General features: G+C 66.7%; 20 protein-coding genes. 10 read left to right on the top strand and 10 right to left on the bottom strand.

Annotation, left to right across the window (positions count from 1 at the left end):
- The first annotated feature begins 290 nt into the window (after positions 1 to 290).
- The 10 genes from proP to E3U47_RS13355 all read left to right on the top strand — a co-directional run bounded on the left by proP (position 291) and on the right by E3U47_RS13355 (position 10,578).
- Positions 291 to 1,793: a glycine betaine/L-proline transporter ProP gene (proP, locus tag E3U47_RS13400; RefSeq protein ID WP_134691916.1), complete on the top strand. Its 1,503-nt coding sequence runs from the start codon at positions 291 to 293 to the stop codon at positions 1,791 to 1,793.
- Between the two features lie 150 nt (positions 1,794 to 1,943).
- Positions 1,944 to 2,399 (top strand): (2Fe-2S)-binding protein, encoded by a 456-nt coding sequence (locus E3U47_RS13395; RefSeq protein WP_134691915.1) that lies wholly within the window; start codon positions 1,944 to 1,946, stop codon positions 2,397 to 2,399.
- Complete coding sequence (locus tag E3U47_RS13390) at positions 2,399 to 4,642, top strand: molybdopterin cofactor-binding domain-containing protein (RefSeq protein ID WP_134691914.1); 2,244 nt, start codon at positions 2,399 to 2,401, stop codon at positions 4,640 to 4,642. Before E3U47_RS13395 ends, E3U47_RS13390 begins: the two co-directional genes overlap by 1 nt.
- Before the next feature lie 17 nt (positions 4,643 to 4,659).
- A complete protein-coding gene (locus tag E3U47_RS13385) occupies positions 4,660 to 5,994 on the top strand; it encodes a cytochrome c (RefSeq protein ID WP_134691913.1) in 1,335 nt (444 codons plus the stop codon).
- An 82-nt stretch (positions 5,995 to 6,076) separates the two neighbouring features.
- Positions 6,077 to 7,093: an XdhC family protein gene (locus tag E3U47_RS13380; RefSeq protein ID WP_134691912.1), complete on the top strand. Its 1,017-nt coding sequence runs from the start codon at positions 6,077 to 6,079 to the stop codon at positions 7,091 to 7,093.
- Positions 7,094 to 7,198: 105 nt separating this feature from the next.
- On the top strand, positions 7,199 to 7,774 hold the full coding sequence (locus tag E3U47_RS13375; RefSeq protein ID WP_134691911.1) for a hypothetical protein: 576 nt from the start codon (positions 7,199 to 7,201) through the stop codon (positions 7,772 to 7,774).
- A 61-nt stretch (positions 7,775 to 7,835) separates the two neighbouring features.
- On the top strand, positions 7,836 to 8,396 hold the full coding sequence (locus tag E3U47_RS13370) for a lipocalin family protein (RefSeq protein WP_134691910.1): 561 nt from the start codon (positions 7,836 to 7,838) through the stop codon (positions 8,394 to 8,396).
- Positions 8,397 to 8,454: 58 nt separating this feature from the next.
- Positions 8,455 to 8,760 carry an NIPSNAP family protein gene (locus E3U47_RS13365; RefSeq protein ID WP_134691909.1) on the top strand — a complete coding sequence of 102 codons (306 nt, stop codon included), beginning with the start codon at positions 8,455 to 8,457 and terminating at the stop codon, positions 8,758 to 8,760.
- Between the two features lie 64 nt (positions 8,761 to 8,824).
- Positions 8,825 to 9,295, top strand: coding sequence for a DUF2231 domain-containing protein (locus E3U47_RS13360; RefSeq protein ID WP_167659482.1), 471 nt, complete (start codon positions 8,825 to 8,827; stop codon positions 9,293 to 9,295).
- Entirely contained in the window at positions 9,292 to 10,578 is a 1,287-nt protein-coding gene (locus E3U47_RS13355; RefSeq protein ID WP_134691907.1) for a sorbosone dehydrogenase family protein, read from the top strand. The genes E3U47_RS13360 and E3U47_RS13355 overlap by 4 nt, the downstream gene beginning before the upstream one ends.
- Before the next feature lie 48 nt (positions 10,579 to 10,626).
- On the opposite strand, the gene E3U47_RS13350 is transcribed toward E3U47_RS13355, so the two are convergent.
- The 10 genes from E3U47_RS13350 to E3U47_RS13310 all read right to left on the bottom strand — a co-directional run.
- Positions 10,627 to 10,887, bottom strand: coding sequence for a hypothetical protein (locus E3U47_RS13350; protein ID WP_134691906.1), 261 nt, complete (start codon positions 10,885 to 10,887; stop codon positions 10,627 to 10,629).
- A gap of 72 nt (positions 10,888 to 10,959) precedes the next feature.
- On the bottom strand, positions 10,960 to 11,514 hold the full coding sequence (locus tag E3U47_RS13345; protein WP_134691905.1) for an EndoU domain-containing protein: 555 nt from the start codon (positions 11,512 to 11,514) through the stop codon (positions 10,960 to 10,962).
- A 77-nt stretch (positions 11,515 to 11,591) separates the two neighbouring features.
- Positions 11,592 to 12,374, bottom strand: a complete 783-nt coding sequence (locus tag E3U47_RS13340) for a glycoside hydrolase family 19 protein (RefSeq protein ID WP_134691904.1) — start codon at positions 12,372 to 12,374, stop codon at positions 11,592 to 11,594.
- Between the two features lie 91 nt (positions 12,375 to 12,465).
- Positions 12,466 to 12,855, bottom strand: a complete 390-nt coding sequence (locus E3U47_RS13335) for a hypothetical protein (RefSeq protein ID WP_134691903.1) — start codon at positions 12,853 to 12,855, stop codon at positions 12,466 to 12,468.
- Between the two features lie 31 nt (positions 12,856 to 12,886).
- The gene (locus E3U47_RS24965) at positions 12,887 to 13,060 is read right to left on the bottom strand and encodes a hypothetical protein (protein ID WP_167659481.1); all 174 of its coding nucleotides are present in this window, start codon (positions 13,058 to 13,060) and stop codon (positions 12,887 to 12,889) included.
- Between the two features lie 43 nt (positions 13,061 to 13,103).
- Entirely contained in the window at positions 13,104 to 13,409 is a 306-nt protein-coding gene (locus tag E3U47_RS13330) for a hypothetical protein (protein WP_134691902.1), read from the bottom strand.
- Entirely contained in the window at positions 13,409 to 13,681 is a 273-nt protein-coding gene (locus E3U47_RS13325) for a hypothetical protein (RefSeq protein WP_134691901.1), read from the bottom strand. Before E3U47_RS13325 ends, E3U47_RS13330 begins: the two co-directional genes overlap by 1 nt.
- A gap of 86 nt (positions 13,682 to 13,767) precedes the next feature.
- On the bottom strand, positions 13,768 to 14,382 hold the full coding sequence (locus tag E3U47_RS13320) for a DUF2589 domain-containing protein (RefSeq protein ID WP_110698588.1): 615 nt from the start codon (positions 14,380 to 14,382) through the stop codon (positions 13,768 to 13,770).
- 11 nt (positions 14,383 to 14,393) lie between these two features.
- Entirely contained in the window at positions 14,394 to 14,882 is a 489-nt protein-coding gene (locus E3U47_RS13315) for a DUF2589 domain-containing protein (RefSeq protein ID WP_134691900.1), read from the bottom strand.
- Between the two features lie 193 nt (positions 14,883 to 15,075).
- On the bottom strand, positions 15,076 to 16,027 hold a 952-nt coding region (locus tag E3U47_RS13310; protein WP_256660271.1), incomplete at its 5' end, for a helix-turn-helix domain-containing protein.

The following is a 16,027-nucleotide window of genomic DNA, read 5'->3' as shown; positions in this document are numbered from 1 at the left end:
ACTAGACAATATTCCGATTGTCGAACAATCCAAGCCGACTTTAGTCGCACCGCCGAGGGCCTGTTGTTAAACACGAAGTGCCCAGGTGGATATTTAGGAATGATTCGCTAATCCAACTTTCCGACGCAGCGCAGGGCCACCAGCGCCGCCCCGTAGGAGCAAGCTTGCTGGCGAAGCAGGCAACGCAAAATCATCTAGCACGGAATTATTTAGCGCACCCTTGCATCTGATCCCTTAGAAGCGCTGGCCAAACCATGGCCAGGCCGCCCGCCACCTAAGGACAATGGCCCATGAAATCACGCAAGAAACCCGTCAAGCCCATCGGCCTGAAGGACATCACCATCGTCGACGACGCCAAGATGCGCAAGGCCATCACCGCCGCCGCCCTGGGCAATGCCATGGAGTGGTTCGACTTCGGCGTCTACGGCTTCGTCGCCTATGCCCTGGGCAAGGTGTTCTTCCCCAACGCCAGCCCCGGGGTGCAGATGATCGCCGCCCTGGCCACCTTCTCCGTGCCCTTCCTGATCCGCCCGCTGGGTGGGCTGTTCTTCGGCGCCCTGGGCGATCGTTACGGGCGCCAGAAGGTGCTGGCCGCAACCATCGTGATCATGTCCCTGAGCACCTTCGCCATCGGCCTGATCCCCTCCTACGCCAGCATCGGCATCTGGGCGCCGATCCTGCTGTTGCTGGCCAAGATGGCCCAGGGCTTCTCGGTGGGCGGCGAATACACCGGCGCCTCGATCTTCGTCGCCGAGTACGCCCCGGACCGCAAGCGCGGATTCCTCGGCAGTTGGCTGGACTTCGGCTCGATCGCCGGTTTCGTCCTCGGCGCCGGGGTGGTGGTACTGATCTCGACGATCCTCGGCGAGGAACAGTTCCTCGAGTGGGGCTGGCGCCTGCCGTTCTTCCTGGCCCTGCCGCTGGGCCTGATCGGCCTGTACCTGCGTCACGCGCTGGAAGAAACCCCGGCCTTCCAGCAGCACGTCGAAAAACTCGAGCAAGGTGACCGCGAGGGCCTGGCCAGCGGCCCGAAAGTGTCGTTCAAGGAGGTGGCGACCAAACACTGGCGCAGCCTGCTGACCTGCATCGGCGTGGTGATCGCCACCAACGTCACCTACTACATGTTGCTCACCTACATGCCCAGCTACCTCTCGCACAACCTGCACTACAGCGAGGACCACGGCGTGCTGATCATCATCGCGATCATGGTCGGCATGCTCTTCGTGCAGCCGATGATCGGCCTGCTCAGCGACAAGTGGGGGCGCAAGCCGTTCATCATCATCGGTAGCGTCGGCCTGTTCGCCCTGGCCATTCCGGCGTTCATGCTGATCACCAGCGGCAAGCTGGCAGTGATCTTCGCAGGCCTGCTGATGCTCGCCGTGCTGCTGAACTTCTTCATCGGCGTGATGGCCTCGACGCTGCCGGCGATGTTCCCCACCCATATCCGCTACAGCGCCCTGGCCAGCGCCTTCAACATCTCGGTACTGATCGCCGGCCTCACCCCGACCATCGCCGCCTGGCTGGTGGAGACCACCGACAACCTGTATATGCCAGCCTACTACCTGATGGTCATCGCGGTGATCGGCCTGCTCACCGGCCTGACCATGAAGGAAACCGCCAACCAGCCACTGCGCGGCGCCGCCCCGGCCGCCTCGGACATCGAGGAGGCCCGCGAACTGCTGCAGGAGCACCACGACAACATCGAACAGAAAATCGAGGACATCGACGCGCAGATCGCCGAGCTCGAGGCCAAGCGCAAGACCTTGGCCCAGCAGCATCCGCGCATCGATTGAGCAACGATTTGCGCATTCCGCCGGATTGCTTGCCTGATCCTCTGAACCTGCGCAGTGCACCGATTCCGCACGGACAAGCCTGTGCTAGCGTTTCTGGATTGGGGAACAGTGTATTCCCCGCCTCCAGACCGTGATCAGCAGGTGACCCCCATGGAACTACGCATCAACCAGAAGACCTACCAGGTCGAGGCCGACGCCGACACACCCTTGCTCTGGGTGATCCGTGACGACCTCGGCCTGACCGGGACCAAGTACGGCTGTGGCCTGGCCCAGTGCGGCGCCTGCTCGGTGCTGGTGGACGGCAACGTGGTGCGCGCCTGCGTCACCCCGGTGGCCGGGGTGGTCGGCCGCGAGGTGACCACCATCGAAGCCATCGAGGACGATGCGGTGGGCAAGCGCGTGGTCGCCGCCTGGGTCGAGCACCAGGTGGCGCAGTGCGGCTACTGCCAGTCCGGCCAGGTGATGGCCGCCACCGCGCTGCTCAAGCACACCGCCAAGCCCAGCACCGAGCAGATCGACGCGGCGATGGTCAACCTGTGCCGCTGCGGCACCTACAACGCCATCCATGCCGCCCTGCACGACCTCGCCGAAGGGGGGAAAGCCTGATGAGCCTGCGCATCGAGACCCCCGAAGACCTGCTGAAACTGCCGGCGGGCGAAACCGTCAACCTGTCGCGCCGGCGCTTCCTGGTCGGCACCACCGTGGGCGCGCTGGTGCTCGGCTTCGGCCTGCCCGTGGGCGCACCACGAGTGCAGGCTGCCAGCGCCACCGAGCGCGGCACCCAGGTGCCGGCCTTCCTGGAGCTCCGCCCGGACGGCAGCGTGCGCCTGCTCAGCCCATTCATGGAGGGCGGGCAAGGGGTCAACACCGCCATGGCGCAGATCGTCGGCGAGGAGCTGGACCTCGACCCTGCCCACTTCCTGGTCGAAAGCGCGCCCGCCGGCGAAGCCTACGTGGTGATGGAAAACGGCCTGCGCATCACCGGCGGCAGCATGTCGGTGCGCATGAGCTACCCAACCATGCGCCGCCTCGGTGCCCTGGCCCGGGCCATGCTGCTGCAGGCCGGTGCCCAGCACCTGGGCGTGGCGGTGAGCGAACTGAGCACCGAACCGGGCAAGGTAGTGCATGCCGCCTCGGGCCGCGCGGTCGGCTACGGCGAGCTGGCTGGCACGGCCATGGACCTGCCGGTGCCGGACCCGGCCAGCGTCACCTTGCGCGACCCCGGCCAGTTCCGCTGGATCGGCAAGCCGGTGCCGCGCCTCGACGCCTACGACAAGTCCACCGGCAAGGCCGTGTACAGCATCGACGTCAAGGTCGACGGCATGCTTCACGCTGCCGTGCAGCATGCGCCGCGCCTGGGCATGACGGTCGGTCAACTGCGCAACGAGGAGCAGGTCAAGGCCATGAAGGGCGTGCATTCGGTACACCAGCTACCCGGCGCGGTGGCGGTGGTCGCCGAGCGTTGGTTCAACGCCAAGCGCGCGGCGGAGGCCTTGCAGGTGGACTGGAAGGAACCCGGGGCCGACAGCAAGGTGCGGCCAATGCCGGCGGATTTTTCCAGCGATGGCTGGCGCGAGCACCTGGCCAGCCAGACCGGCCCGGCCCGTGACGAAGAAAACCACGGCGACGTCGCCGCCGCGCTGGCCAGTGCCAAGACCACCGTCGAGGCCACCTACCACAACCAGTTCCTCAACCACGCCCAGCTGGAACCACCTTCGGCCACCGCGCGCTTCAACCCCGACGGCAGCCTCGAGGTGTGGCTGCCCAACCAGGCCCAGGACATGTTCCGCGACGACATTGCCAAGCGCACCGGCCTTGCGCCTGAGCGCATCACCCTGCACTCGCCGTTGCTGGGCGGTTTCTTTGGCCGGCACTTCCTCTACGACGCGGCCAGCCCCTACCCCCAGGCCATCGCCCTGGCCAAGGCCGTGGGCCGACCGGTGAAGCTGATCTGGAGCCGCGAGGAAGAGTTCCTGCGCGACGCCATGCGGCCCATGGCGGTGGCCAAGTTCCGCGCCGGGCTGGATGACAAAGGCCTGCCGGTGGCCATCGAGGCCATCAGCGCCACCGAAGGCCCGACCGAGTCCATCGCCGGCCAGCAAGGCGACAAGGTCGACCCGACCGCCCTTGAAGGGCTGTCGGGCAAGGCCTACGCCATCGCCAACAAGCGCATCGCGCAGATCTACGTGAAGACCCCGGCCATGCAAGGCTACTGGCGTTCGGTGGGCAACTCGCTGAACGATTTCTTCTACGAGTCGTTCCTCGACGAACTGGCCGACAAGGGCGGCCACGACCCCTTCGAACTGCGCCTGCACCTGTTGCAGGGCAACCCACGCCTGACCACCCTGCTGCAGGCGGTGGCTGAGTTGTCCGGCGGCTGGAAACGCGGGCCGTTCACCGCCGAGGACGGCAGCCAGCGCGCCCGTGGCGTGGCCATGGCCTCGCCGTTCGGCTCGGAGGCGGCGGTGATCGCCGAGGTGTCGCTGGAGGGCGGCCAGGTCAAGGTGCACGACATCTGGCAGGCCATCGACCCGGGCAGCATCGTCAACCCGGCGATCATCGAGGCCCAGGTCAATGGCGCGGTGTCCCTGGGCCTGTCCCAGGTGCTACTGGAAGAGGCGGTGTGGCACAACGGCGTGCCGCGGGCGCGCAACTACGACCTGTACCCGATCCTGCCGCCATCGCGCATGGCCCGGGTGCATGTGCGCATCGTCCAGAGCGGCGCGAAGATGGGCGGCATCGGCGAACCGCCGCTGCCTGCCGTGGCCCCCGCGGTGGCCAACGCCGTGGCGCGCTTGACCGGCCAGCGCGTGCGCAGCATGCCCTTGAGCCGCCATACCTTCAGCTGAGCCGACAAGGACTGCCCATGAACAACAGCCGATTCGCACGAACCGCTGGCTGGTTGGCCGTGCCGTGCCTGGTGGCGGCAGGCCTGCTGGCCTGGTACGTCACCCGCGAGCCCGCCTCGCCCTTCAGCGCCCAGGACAGCGCCGATGCCGCCCTGGTCAGCCGTGGCGAGTACGTCGCCCGGCTCAGCGACTGCGTGGCCTGCCACAGCCTGCCCGGCAAAACGCCCTTCGCCGGCGGCCTGGAGATGGCCACGCCGCTGGGGGCGATCCATGCCACCAACATCACCCCGGACCGCGAGCACGGCATCGGCGCCTACAGCCTGGCCGACTTCGACCGCGCCGTGCGCCAGGGCGTGGCCCCGGGCGGGCGCCGGTTGTACCCGGCCATGCCCTACCCCTCGTACGCCAAGCTCAGCGACGACGACGTGCGCGCGCTCTATGCGTTCTTCATGAAGGGCGTGCAACCGGCCGCCGAGGCCAATATCCCCAGTGATATTCCCTGGCCGCTGAACCTGCGCTGGCCCATCGCCTTGTGGAACGGCCTGTTCTCGCCGACCACGCCCTATGCGCAGCAGCCCGGGCAGGATGCGTTGTGGAATCGCGGCGCCTATATCGTCCAAGGCCCGGGCCATTGCGGCAGTTGCCATACCCCGCGCGGCCTGGCCTTCAATGAGAAGGCCCTGGACGATGGTGGCGCGCCGTTCCTCGCCGGCGCCCTGCTCGACGGCTGGTACGCGCCGAGCCTGCGCCAGGACCACAACACCGGGCTCGGACGCTGGAGCGAGCCGGAGATGGTGCAGTTCCTCAAGACCGGGCGGAACAAGCACGCGGTGGTCTACGGCTCGATGACCGAGGCGTTCAACAACTCCACGCAGTTCATGAGTGACGACGATCTGGCAGCCATCGCCCGCTACCTGAAGTCACTGCCTGGCGATCCTCAGCGCGATGGCCCGCCCTGGCAATACCAGGCACAGGTCGCTGCCAGCGAGGCGCCGGGGGCGCACACCTACGCAACCCGCTGCGCCAGCTGCCATGGCCTGGATGGCAAGGGCCAGGCCGAGTGGATGCCGCCCTTGGCCGGAGCCACTTCGATGCTGGCCAGGGAGGACGCCTCGGCGATCAACATCACCCTCAACGGCTCGCAGCGCGTGGTTGCCGCCGGGGTGCCGGATGCCTATCGCATGCCGGCGTTCCGTGAGCAATTGTCGGACCGGGAGATTGCCGAGGTGCTGAGCTTTGCCCGCGCGGCCTGGGGCAATCATGGCGGCGCGGTGCAGGCCAAGGCAGTCGGCAAGTTGCGCGAGCATACCGACCCGGCCAGCAGCAGCCCGATCATCTTGCATATGCGCTGAAAGCGCCAGCGCCGGGCAAGCCCGCTCCCACGGTGGGGGCTTGCCCGGCGCTGGCCACACACACCGAAATACCGAGGCCACCATGGAAAGCATCGACCTGCTGGTGCTGCGCACCGCCCACGCCTGGCGCCAGGCCGGCCACCCCGTGCTGCTGGCCACCGTCGCCCGCACCTGGGGCTCCTCGCCGCGCCCGGTGGGTTCGATGATGGCCCTGCGCAGCGATGGCCGGGTGGTCGGCAGCGTCTCCGGTGGTTGCATCGAGGACGACCTGGTCCAGCGCTATACCACCGCCTACGGCGGCCCCGGCCTGCCGCAGCGAGCACCCGAGGTGATCCGCTACGGGGTCAGCGCCGACGAGGCGCACCGCTTCGGCTTGCCTTGCGGCGGCACGCTGGAGCTGATCCTCGAATTCAACCCCGCCGTCGAGCCGCTGCAACAGCTGCTCACCCAGCTCGACGGCGGCCAACTGGTACGTCGCCAACTGGCCCTGGCCAGCGGCACGGTCAGCCTGGCGGTCACCGCCACCCCGGCGCAGTTCGCCTTCGATGACCAATACATGGTCAATACCCTCGGCCCCGGCTACCGCATGCTGCTGATCGGCGCTGGCGCACTGGCCGAGTACCTGGCGACCATGGCCCTGTTCAACGGCTTCAAGGTGGCGGTCTGCGACCCACGTCCCGAACACATGGCCACCTGGTCGGTGGCCGGCGTCGAGCACCTCAGGGGCATGCCCGATGACGTGGTCCGCGCCTGCAACGCCGACCTGCGCACCTGCATCATCGCCGTCAGCCACGACCCCAAGCTCGACGACCTGGCCCTGCTCGAAGCCCTGCACAGCCCGGCGTTCTACATCGGCGCCATTGGTTCGCGGCGCAACAGCCAACTGCGCCGCGAGCGGCTGATCGAGCATTTCGGCGAAACCGAACAGTCGCTGCAACGCCTACATGGTCCCATCGGTATCTACATAGGCAGCAAGACCCCGGCGGAGATCGCGGTGAGCGTGATGGCCGAGGTACTGGCGGCGAAGAACGCCGTGACCTTGCCGGGGGCGGTAAGTGTGTCCAGGGCCAAGCGCGAGCGTGATCATCAGCCTTTGTAATGTCTGAACCGGCCTCACCGCGGGGCAAACACATTGGCCACACACCTGCCAGCCAGTGTCTATGCTTCTTCTCGCATCCCCCTCGACCACAAGGAAGACAGGCCAATGAAACCGACCCGCGCCCTCGCTCTCGCCGCGCTCATCTCTACCGCAAGCCTCACCGCCCATGCCGCCGAACTGCCCATCGCCAGCGAGGCGCTGCAAAGCCATGTCACCACCGAAGTGACCAGGATCGACCTGGCCAACCGCCAGGTCACGGTCAAGGGCCCTAACGACAAGGACGTGACCTTCCAGCTCACCGAGCAGGCCAAGGCCCTGCCCAACCTGAAGGTTGGCGACCAGGTCGACATCAAGGTTACCCGCGCGGTCGCCTACGTGCTCAACACCCATGAGGGTGGCGCGCCCAAGGCGTCGGTGGAGTCCGGCACCATCCGCGCCACCGCGGCCAATCCCAACCCTGGCGGTGAGGCCTTCCGCCAGGTCAAGGTCACTTCGCAGATCAAGAAGATCGACCTCAAGGCCCACGAAGTGACCCTGCTGCCACCAGAAGGCACAGTGCAGGTGGTCAAGGTCGAGGACCCCGAGCTGCAGGCGCGCATGAAGAACCTCAAGATCGACCAGACCGTCGATGCCATCTACACCGAAGTACTGAGCGTGGAGACCTCGCGCCCAGCTCAGTAAAACCTTTGCCCGGCCCGCGCATCGAACACCTGTGAGCCCTTGTCCTTTCTGGAGGTTCCTTATGGCGATGCGCCTGGCCGTGCCGTTCTACTGCTGCCTCACCCTGGCGCTCGTCGCCGGCTGCTCCAGCGCCCGCGACGAGCGCCCACCACCCACCACGCAACAAGTCGAACTGCAGCGCTACCAGGGCACCTGGTACGAACTGGCGCGCCTGCCGATGTTCTTCCAGCTCAACTGCGTGCAGTCCGAGGCCCGCTACGAGCTACGCAAGGATGGCCGGATCGACGTGACCAACAGCTGCCTGGAGCAGGACGGCCAGCGCAACGAGGCCCGCGGCATCGCCGAGCCGCAAGTGGCCGGGCGCACCGACAAGCTCTGGGTGCGATTCGACAACTGGTTCAGCCGCCTGGCGCCAAGCCTGACCCAGGGCGAGTACTGGGTGCTGTACCACGACCCGGACTATCGCGTGGCGTTGGTCGGCCATCCGAACCGCCAATACCTGTGGCTGCTGTCACGCTCACCGACAGTCAACGCCCAGACCCGCCAACAGTTGCTGGAGCTGGCACGCCAGCAGGGCTATCCCACCGACCAACTGATCTGGCGCCAACCCGCCACCCAGTGACGGCCAGCAACAGCCCCTGTAAGGTGAGCCACCCGGCTCACCCAAAGGATTGCGTGCAATGATCACCTGCCACCTCAAGTACATCATCGACCCCTACCAGGTTCCGGCGTTCGAAGCCTACGCCAAGCTGTGGATCGGCCTGGTCAATCGCATGGGCGGTACCCACCACGGCTACTTCCTGCCCAGCGAAGGTGCCAACAATGTCGCCTATGCCTTGTTCAGCTTCCCAAGCCTGGCGACCTACGAGCAATACCGCAGCGCGTCCGAGACCGACCCCGAGTGCATCGCCGCCTTTGCCCTGGCGACCGAGCAGCGCTTCATCCTCAGCTATGAGCGCAGCTTCCTGCGGCCTCTGCTGGCCTGAACTCCCGGGGCATGGACTGAGTCGATTGCACTGAACTAATGCGCCTTGCTCACGATCCTCCCCTATGCGCCCTGCGCGCGCCCCCTGGATCGCCGAACGACAAGGAGCCTCCGTGACCACGACCACCCTGCCCCGTACCACCCCCGGCCCACTGCATGCGACCCTGCTCGCCGGCAGCGTGCCATTGTTCCTCGGCGCCCTGCTGAGCGACCTCGCCTACTACCAGAGCTACCAGATCCAGTGGAGCAACTTCGCCGCCTGGCTGGTCGCCGGCGCGCTGCTGTTCAGCGGCTTGGCGCTGCTGTTCGCCCTGGCCAACCTGATCCGCGCGCCGCGCAAGGCCGGCCGCCCGACCTGGTATTTCATGGTGCTGCTGGCGACCTGGCTGCTGGGCCTGGTCAACGCCTTCGAGCACGCCAAGGACGCCTGGGCGGTGATGCCCGCCGGGCTGGTGCTGTCGGCGATCGTCAGCGTGCTGGCGCTGATCGCCACCGCCATCGGCATGACCAACCTGCGCCATGGAGGTGAAGCATGAAGCTGGCACTGAGCGCCCTGAGCATGGCCCTGCTGCTCACCGCCTGCGGCGGTGACGGCGAACAGACCCAGGCCCACGGCCCGGACCCGAAATTGCCGACGCCCGAGCGCGGCCTGCTGCCGAGCATGAAGATCGCCCAACCGGCCGCCTGGGGCGAGCAGAAACCCACAGTGCCGGCCGGCTACAGTATCAGCGCCATAGCCACCGACCTGAAGATCCCGCGCCAGAGCCTGGTGCTGCCCAACGGCGACATTCTCGTAGCCGAAGGCCGCGGCGGCAGCGCCGCCAAGCTCAAGCCCAAGGACGTGATCGCCAGCCAGATAAAGGCCAAGGGCAACACCCAGGTCAAGGGCGGCAACCGCCTGACCCTGCTGCGCGATGCCGACGGCGATGGCCTGTACGAACTGCGGACGGTGTTCGCCGACAACCTCAACGCCCCCTATGGCTTGGCCTACGCCGACGGCAAGCTGTACGTGGCCAACCAGGACGCGCTGGTACGCTTCGACTACCGGGATGGCCAGACGAAGGCCGACGCCCCGCCGACCAAGGTCAGCGACCTGCCCGCCGCGATCAACCACCACTGGACCAAGTCGCTGGCCATCAGCCCCGATGGCCGCTACCTGTACGTCGGCATCGGCTCCAACAGCAACATCACCGAACGCGGCCTGGAGGTGGAGACCGACCGCGCCATGGTCTGGCAGATCGACGCCGTGAGCGGCGCCCACCGCCCCTACGCCACCGGCCTGCGCAACCCCACCGCGCTGGCCATCCAGCCCGACAGCGGACAGTTGTGGGCCGTGGTCAACGAGCGTGACGAACTGGGGCCGGACCTGGTGCCGGACTACCTGACGTCCGTCAAGGAAGGCGCGTTCTACGGCTGGCCCTACAGCTACTGGGGGCAGAACGTCGACGACCGCGTGCGGCCGCAGAACCCGCAGAAGGTACAGGCCGCGATCAAGCCCGACTACAGCCTGGGCTCGCACGTGGCGGCGCTGGGGCTGGATTTCTCCAGCGCGGCCATGGGCGAACGCTTCGCCGAAGGTGTCTTCGTCGGCGAGCATGGCAGTTGGAACCGCCCCAACCCGGTGGGCTACAAGGTGATCTTCGTGCCGTTTCGCGCAGGCAAGCCGGCGGGCGAGCCGGTGGACTTCGCCAGCGGTTTTCGCGGCAAGGACGGCAAGACCCGCGGGCGGCCGGTGGGGGTGACGGTCGATCCCAGGGGGGCGTTGATCATTGCCGATGACCTGGCCAATACCCTGTGGCGGGTGACCCGCACGCCGTGATTGCGCTCGCTCGCACCAGCAACCCGTAGGAGCCAGCCTTGCTGGCTCCTACGGGTTGCTGGCATCCGTCTGCAAGGCCGTGATGAACGCCTGCAAAGGCAGGCGCACGGCGGGCCAATCCTCCACATAGTGGTGCTCGATCACCACCTCATCCTCTTCGAAGGCCACGTAGTAGGCATTGCCACTGTAAGCTTCCACCACCCGGTTCTGCCGCGCGGCCAGGGCCTTCTCCAGCAGGTGCTCGCGAGCAACACCCGTCACCTCGTCGTCGAGGAACTGTTGAAAACCAGACGTATTAGGGTTGGACATGCGCAGGCTCCTTTGCCGGGAAAACGAAAAGAGCCGGGCATTGCGCCCGGCCCTGCCGAGGATGACGCAGAATCAGTAGTCAGGATAGGCCGTGGTCACCACCGTGCCAGTGGCATCCATGTAGCCGACGATGTTGAACGACGCCGCCGGGGTGCCGGCCTGGCAGCTCGCGCCCGACGGGCCGCGGAATTCATTGCCATTCAATGCCGTGCGGTTGTTGTAGGCGTTCTGGATGGCCGCCACCACATTGGCCTGCGAGCAGCTGTCCGGGAACATCGTGGAGATGCTCTTGGTGGCGGTGACACCGTGCTGGGTGATGTTGAAACTACGCAACACATAGATCCCGGCAGGCCCCTGCGGGGTATTGGTGGTGGCCGCCGTGAAGGCCACGGTGGCTGGCAGCTGGCCCGCCGGTCGGCTATGGAAGCCCTTGGCCCGGTTGTTGGCCACCTCGCCGCAGAACACATGCTGCTGGTTGACCACCGGGGCGCCGCCCGAGTTGGGCTGCGGACATTGCACGGCAGCCTGGGCGGATCCCATCGGCACCAGGGTGAAGGCCAGGCTACCGATTACCGCCAGGCCCGCCAGTGCGGTACGTGCTGGGTTAAGTGCGAAAGTCTTTTTCATCTTGAAGCTCCTTTTTGCAGTGACAGGACGTTGTTGTCCTCTGGCTCCGCCGCTGCCGGCGGAAAACGCGAATGGGGTCAACCGAGCAGCAGCCACTTGGCCCGGACGAGGTAGGCGGCGCGATCGTCAAGGCCGTTGAAGCCGCCATTGACGCGCCGGGTGACCTCGCGCAGGTCGTCCTTGTCGGCCCAGTCGTTGAGTTTGCGGTTGGCCCAGAACCAGCCGGCGACATCCACCGCCAGGGCCGGATCGCTGCTCACCAGGGCGGGGTCGTCCTTGTTCTCGAAGTCGCGCTTGCAGTACTGGCCGTACTGGCGGTAGTTGGTGCGGCCGGTGAGCTGGATCAGCCCGCGGCCCTTGAAGCGCGGGCCATCGCCCGGCTGCAGGTTGCCCAGGTCCTTGCGCCCCTCGTAGGCGCTGCCGCTGGCCAGCTCCTCGGTGTAACGCAGGCAACCGCTCTCATGGGCGATCTGCGCGAGGAAGTGGGCGATGCGCAGCGGCGTGTCGATGCGGTAGCGGGTCAGCACATCGAGCAAGGGTTGATGGAACGCGGCGATGCGTGCGCTGCTGGCGTTGATCAGCGCCAACCAGAGCTTGGCCTGGGTGAGCCCGCCGGACAGGCCGCCGCGCAACGCGGCCAGGGTCGCATCGCCCGCCACCACTGGCTTGCCCACCGGGCTGGCGATGATCTGCTGGAAGTTCTCCAGGGCGCTGCGAGTGCCCGCGCCCCACAGGCCATCGGTACCGAGCGCGCAACTGAAACCGCGTTGGCCGCTGTTGAGGTTGAGCAGCAACTGCAGGCTGCGCACATCGGCGGCCGCGTTGTTGCCACCGGTTCCTACGCTGTTGGTGATGCACATGGTCTGCTCCTTTTTCCGGGCAAGCCGCTCCCCGTGGGGCAGCGGGCAAGCCGTGCCTTGTTGGCGGAACAAAAGGTGTCGGGTGGCGGCGTTACTTGCCGGACGGCAAGACGGTCAGGCTGTAGGCCAGCTTGTTGCGTTGGGTGAACAGTTGCAGTTGCAGGCCGCCGCCACCTTGGCTGCTCTGCAGGTAGCCCTGCGTCAGTGGTCCGCAGCGGCCGGGGCCCGCGCCCTCGAGGCTATAGCTGTCGACCTGGCCGTTGGCCCCGCTGTATTCCAGGTCGAAGCCGCATTTCCAGTCGCCACTGAAGCGCACATTGCCTGCCCGATCCCCCAGCCCGGCACTGGGCTCGATATCCACGACCACGGGAATGTTGCGCCCCTCGTCCTTGAGCGTGCCGCGGTACTCGACGGCCCAGGCCGAGGCCAGGCTGGTGAGGGCCAAGGCCCCCACCAGTACGGTTGCCAGTTGCTGTTTCATGGTGACTCTCCTTGTTGGTTGATCGCAGGGTTCAGAACGCCAGCACCAGCCCCGCCCATTTGGCGATGGCCAAGGCCAGGTCGGGTTGGATAGCACCGAGGGCCACCAGCGCCGACAACAGCGCCGCGCCGATGGCGCACAGCACACGCCTGCCGGTGGACATCCGCGCCGGTTCGCCGGGCTTCTTCTTCAAGAGGGTGCGCATGGTTCGGGTCTCCTGGGTTGACAGCAGTAGCCGCATCGAGCGGTCAGTTGGCCTGGCCATCGCCGGGCCTCCGGTAGTGCCCGAACAGCTCGCCATCGAGGCGCACGACAATCGCCTCCTGGGCATCGCCGGGCACGGCGATGCTCAACTCATGCACGGTTTGCTTGCCGCGTGGCGCGCGGCCGACCCGTATGGCCAGGCAGCCTGGGGCGTCGCCTGGCTCGACGGTCGCCGCCAGCACCACTTGCATCTGGGCGATGCGGATACCCGGCCAGCGGTACCCGGTGGCCTGCTGCGCGCAGGCCATGGCGCCACCCAAGGCCTGGACGAATTCTTCGAGGTGATTCATCACGAGGCCTCCTGCTCGTCGGGCAGCCAGAACGGCCGACGGGCGAAGCCCACGTGGTAGATGAGCGACTGCAGCACCACCTGGTGCTCGCCGATGTTGAGCAGGTTGAAGCTCTTCTCGATGCCGACGATGCGCCCCTTGGGCGGCTCGTTCAGGCAGCGGTTGAGCAGCGCGGTCTGCGCCTGGATCACATCCTGCGACGTCAGCTTCTCCGGATCGGTGCTGCCGACGACGATGCGTTTCACATATCCCACGTCCGTTAGATCGAACATCACGGAACTCCTTTCCGGAAAAGACTGACGGCCAACCCCTGGTCACAGCTCAGACGCACCTGGGGCTGACGCTGAGCCGCTCACCCTTACTGCTGGGTGATGGCTTTTGGCGCAACCGACTGCGAGATCATGTCCAGCACCCGGGCCAGCCCTTCCGGCATACCGTCGTCGGCGGCGTGCACCTCGACGTGGTACTTGGCCGACTGGTCGGTCGAGCGGGTGTTCTCCTTGTGCGAGGACACCGAGCCGGAGATGTTGACCTTGGCGCTGAACGGCCCCCAGCCCACGCTGGCCTCGGCCGACATCGCCGCCTGGGCGTCGGTGGCTTCGCGTGATTGCTCGGAGTTCTTCACCTCCATGTCGAAGGTGATGTCGACCTTGTTGATCGACAGGTTCGGCACCTTGACCACCGCCAGCAGCGGTACTTCCAGCTCGACGCGCTCCATGGGGATGGTGCCGTCGTCGGGCTTGCTGGTGGAGGGGCGGTCGAAGCGGAAGCTGACCGTGCGCACATCACCTACCCGGTTGGGGTCGGTGTTGTTCGGGTCGGGCGCCGGGGGCAGGAAACCGATCACCTTGATGAAGTCGGCGGTAGCGTTGGCCAGGCGGACCTGGGCGTCGCAAGCGGCGGTCAGCGGACCACCGATCAGGTCGCCCATGGGCAGGCCGCGGAACTGGTCACCCATCGAGAAGTTAGCCATCTGTGTCTCTCCTAGATCAATTTATCGAGGTTTTGCAGCAGCCGAGCCATCCCCTCCGAAGGGGGCTGGGTTTCGACTTTGAGGGTGACGCGCGCCAGTGGCCCGCCTTCACCATTGCGGCGAACGCCCAGGTCGACGTTCAGAGCCTTGTGGTTCTCGCTCGGCCAGCCCGAGTCATCGGCGCCGGGTTTTGCCGGCCCGACGTTCGCGGCCGAGCCGTCATCGGCGTTCAGCCCTACCTCGAACGAGATTTCCATGTCCTTGACGGCCATCAGCCGTGCCCCCACCAGTGACAGCAGTGGCACCCGCACCACGCGCTCCTCGCCTTCGCGCGCCTCGGGCGAATGGGATGGCAGGCGCACATCGATGCTGACCGGGCGGTTGTCTTCGTCGAAGTACTGGCGCACGGTCGAGACCTGGAAGCGCTGGATCTTGTCCTGCGCCTCGGCGACCGCGCCGGCGATGCTCTGGATGAGGTGATGGAGGGATTGATTCGCCACGTCCGACGCTCCTTGTCTGTTGCGGTGCCGATGCCGTCCGGGTGGCTTCGGGGGATCGCGCGTTGCAGGTTCAGGCCCTGACGACGGCACCGGGTTGATGGGTGGTTGGGTTAGCAGGTGAGGCCAGCGTACGGCGAGCGGCGCCAGGCGTCCGGGGCCATGCGTCCCGGAAACCTGGCCAGCGGTCCCAATGTCATTGGTCGGCGAGTGCGTGCAGCCAGCGCGCCAGCGAAGGTGGCTCGCTGGCTGACAGGCGCAGGCCGGTCAGTTCACCGCGTTGCAGTGCGCGGCGCGCGGCCCGGGGCGATAATCCGAACGCCTTGCGAAACACCTTGCTGAAATGCCCCTCGTCGACGAATCCATGGGCATAGGCCAGGTCGCCAATGCGCCGCCCGGCATTGCCAGGCTCGCCCAGGGCCAGCAGGCAGCGTCGCAGACGGCGCTGCAGCAGGTAGTGCCCGACCCCGCCAAAGGGCGCGAAGGCGCGGTACAGCTGACTGCGCGAGGTGCCCACGGCCTTGGCCAGGTGTGCCGGGGTCAAATCGTCGCGGTGCAGGTTGAGCTCGATGTACTGACGCGCCCGGCGCCCGAGCGCCCCTTGGCTGGACGGCACCAGGGCCTGCTGCTGCGTGCCTTCGCTGAGCAGGCAGGCAGCGACCACCCTCAGTAACGGCGAGCCCAGCTGCACCGCCTGCGCCTGGCTCAACTGTGTCGCGGCGACGGCGAGTGAAGTCAGCAGGCCGGCCAGCAAGTGTCCCACCGCGCTGTCCCGGCGCAGGCGCAAGCCATGCAGGAGCGGGGGCTCCTGCCCAAACGCCGTGCGCGGCACCACCAGGCTCAGGCCCTCGCCGGCCGTCATGCCGAAGGTCGCGGGCTGGCTCAGGTCGAGTGCCACTACATCCCCAGGGCGAACGCGCAGGCCATTGGCGCAGGCCAGGCCATGCTGCAACGGCAGGTGCAGCAGGTAGTGGTCGAGGTCGCACCAGCCCAATCGAGAACGGTCGCGCTCATACCGGGCAGCGGCCAGGCGTCCGCTGCACAGCAAAAAGCGCTGGAAATGAAAGACCTTGAGCGAGGCGACGAAAGCCGAGCCTGCGCCGGCAACGGGGTTGAACAACAGGTCGGCAGTTTGCCGCCAGTTGGCA

Source organism: Pseudomonas sp. RIT623, assembly GCF_004519305.1.
Classification (GTDB): Bacteria; Pseudomonadota; Gammaproteobacteria; order Pseudomonadales; family Pseudomonadaceae; genus Aquipseudomonas.
The sequence above is the reverse complement of the archived record's forward strand: the minus strand, read 5'-3'. Positions and strand labels throughout refer to the sequence as shown.

Coding starts and splice junctions, on each gene's coding strand:
- E3U47_RS13350 (WP_134691906.1), bottom strand. CDS start 10,887: ATGTCCAACCCTAATACGTCTGGTTTTCAACAGTTCCTCGACGACGAG.
- E3U47_RS13325 (WP_134691901.1), bottom strand. CDS start 13,681: ATGTTCGATCTAACGGACGTGGGATATGTGAAACGCATCGTCGTCGGC.
- E3U47_RS13385 (WP_134691913.1), top strand. CDS start 4,660: ATGAACAACAGCCGATTCGCACGAACCGCTGGCTGGTTGGCCGTGCCG.
- E3U47_RS13345 (WP_134691905.1), bottom strand. CDS start 11,514: ATGAAAAAGACTTTCGCACTTAACCCAGCACGTACCGCACTGGCGGGC.
- E3U47_RS13360 (WP_167659482.1), top strand. CDS start 8,825: ATGCGCCCTGCGCGCGCCCCCTGGATCGCCGAACGACAAGGAGCCTCC.
- E3U47_RS13395 (WP_134691915.1), top strand. CDS start 1,944: ATGGAACTACGCATCAACCAGAAGACCTACCAGGTCGAGGCCGACGCC.
- E3U47_RS13320 (WP_110698588.1), bottom strand. CDS start 14,382: ATGGCTAACTTCTCGATGGGTGACCAGTTCCGCGGCCTGCCCATGGGC.
- E3U47_RS13375 (WP_134691911.1), top strand. CDS start 7,199: ATGAAACCGACCCGCGCCCTCGCTCTCGCCGCGCTCATCTCTACCGCA.
- E3U47_RS13370 (WP_134691910.1), top strand. CDS start 7,836: ATGGCGATGCGCCTGGCCGTGCCGTTCTACTGCTGCCTCACCCTGGCG.
- E3U47_RS13380 (WP_134691912.1), top strand. CDS start 6,077: ATGGAAAGCATCGACCTGCTGGTGCTGCGCACCGCCCACGCCTGGCGC.
- E3U47_RS13330 (WP_134691902.1), bottom strand. CDS start 13,409: ATGAATCACCTCGAAGAATTCGTCCAGGCCTTGGGTGGCGCCATGGCC.
- E3U47_RS13365 (WP_134691909.1), top strand. CDS start 8,455: ATGATCACCTGCCACCTCAAGTACATCATCGACCCCTACCAGGTTCCG.
- E3U47_RS13390 (WP_134691914.1), top strand. CDS start 2,399: ATGAGCCTGCGCATCGAGACCCCCGAAGACCTGCTGAAACTGCCGGCG.
- proP (WP_134691916.1), top strand. CDS start 291: ATGAAATCACGCAAGAAACCCGTCAAGCCCATCGGCCTGAAGGACATC.
- E3U47_RS13340 (WP_134691904.1), bottom strand. CDS start 12,374: ATGTGCATCACCAACAGCGTAGGAACCGGTGGCAACAACGCGGCCGCC.
- E3U47_RS13355 (WP_134691907.1), top strand. CDS start 9,292: ATGAAGCTGGCACTGAGCGCCCTGAGCATGGCCCTGCTGCTCACCGCC.
- E3U47_RS13335 (WP_134691903.1), bottom strand. CDS start 12,855: ATGAAACAGCAACTGGCAACCGTACTGGTGGGGGCCTTGGCCCTCACC.
- E3U47_RS24965 (WP_167659481.1), bottom strand. CDS start 13,060: ATGCGCACCCTCTTGAAGAAGAAGCCCGGCGAACCGGCGCGGATGTCC.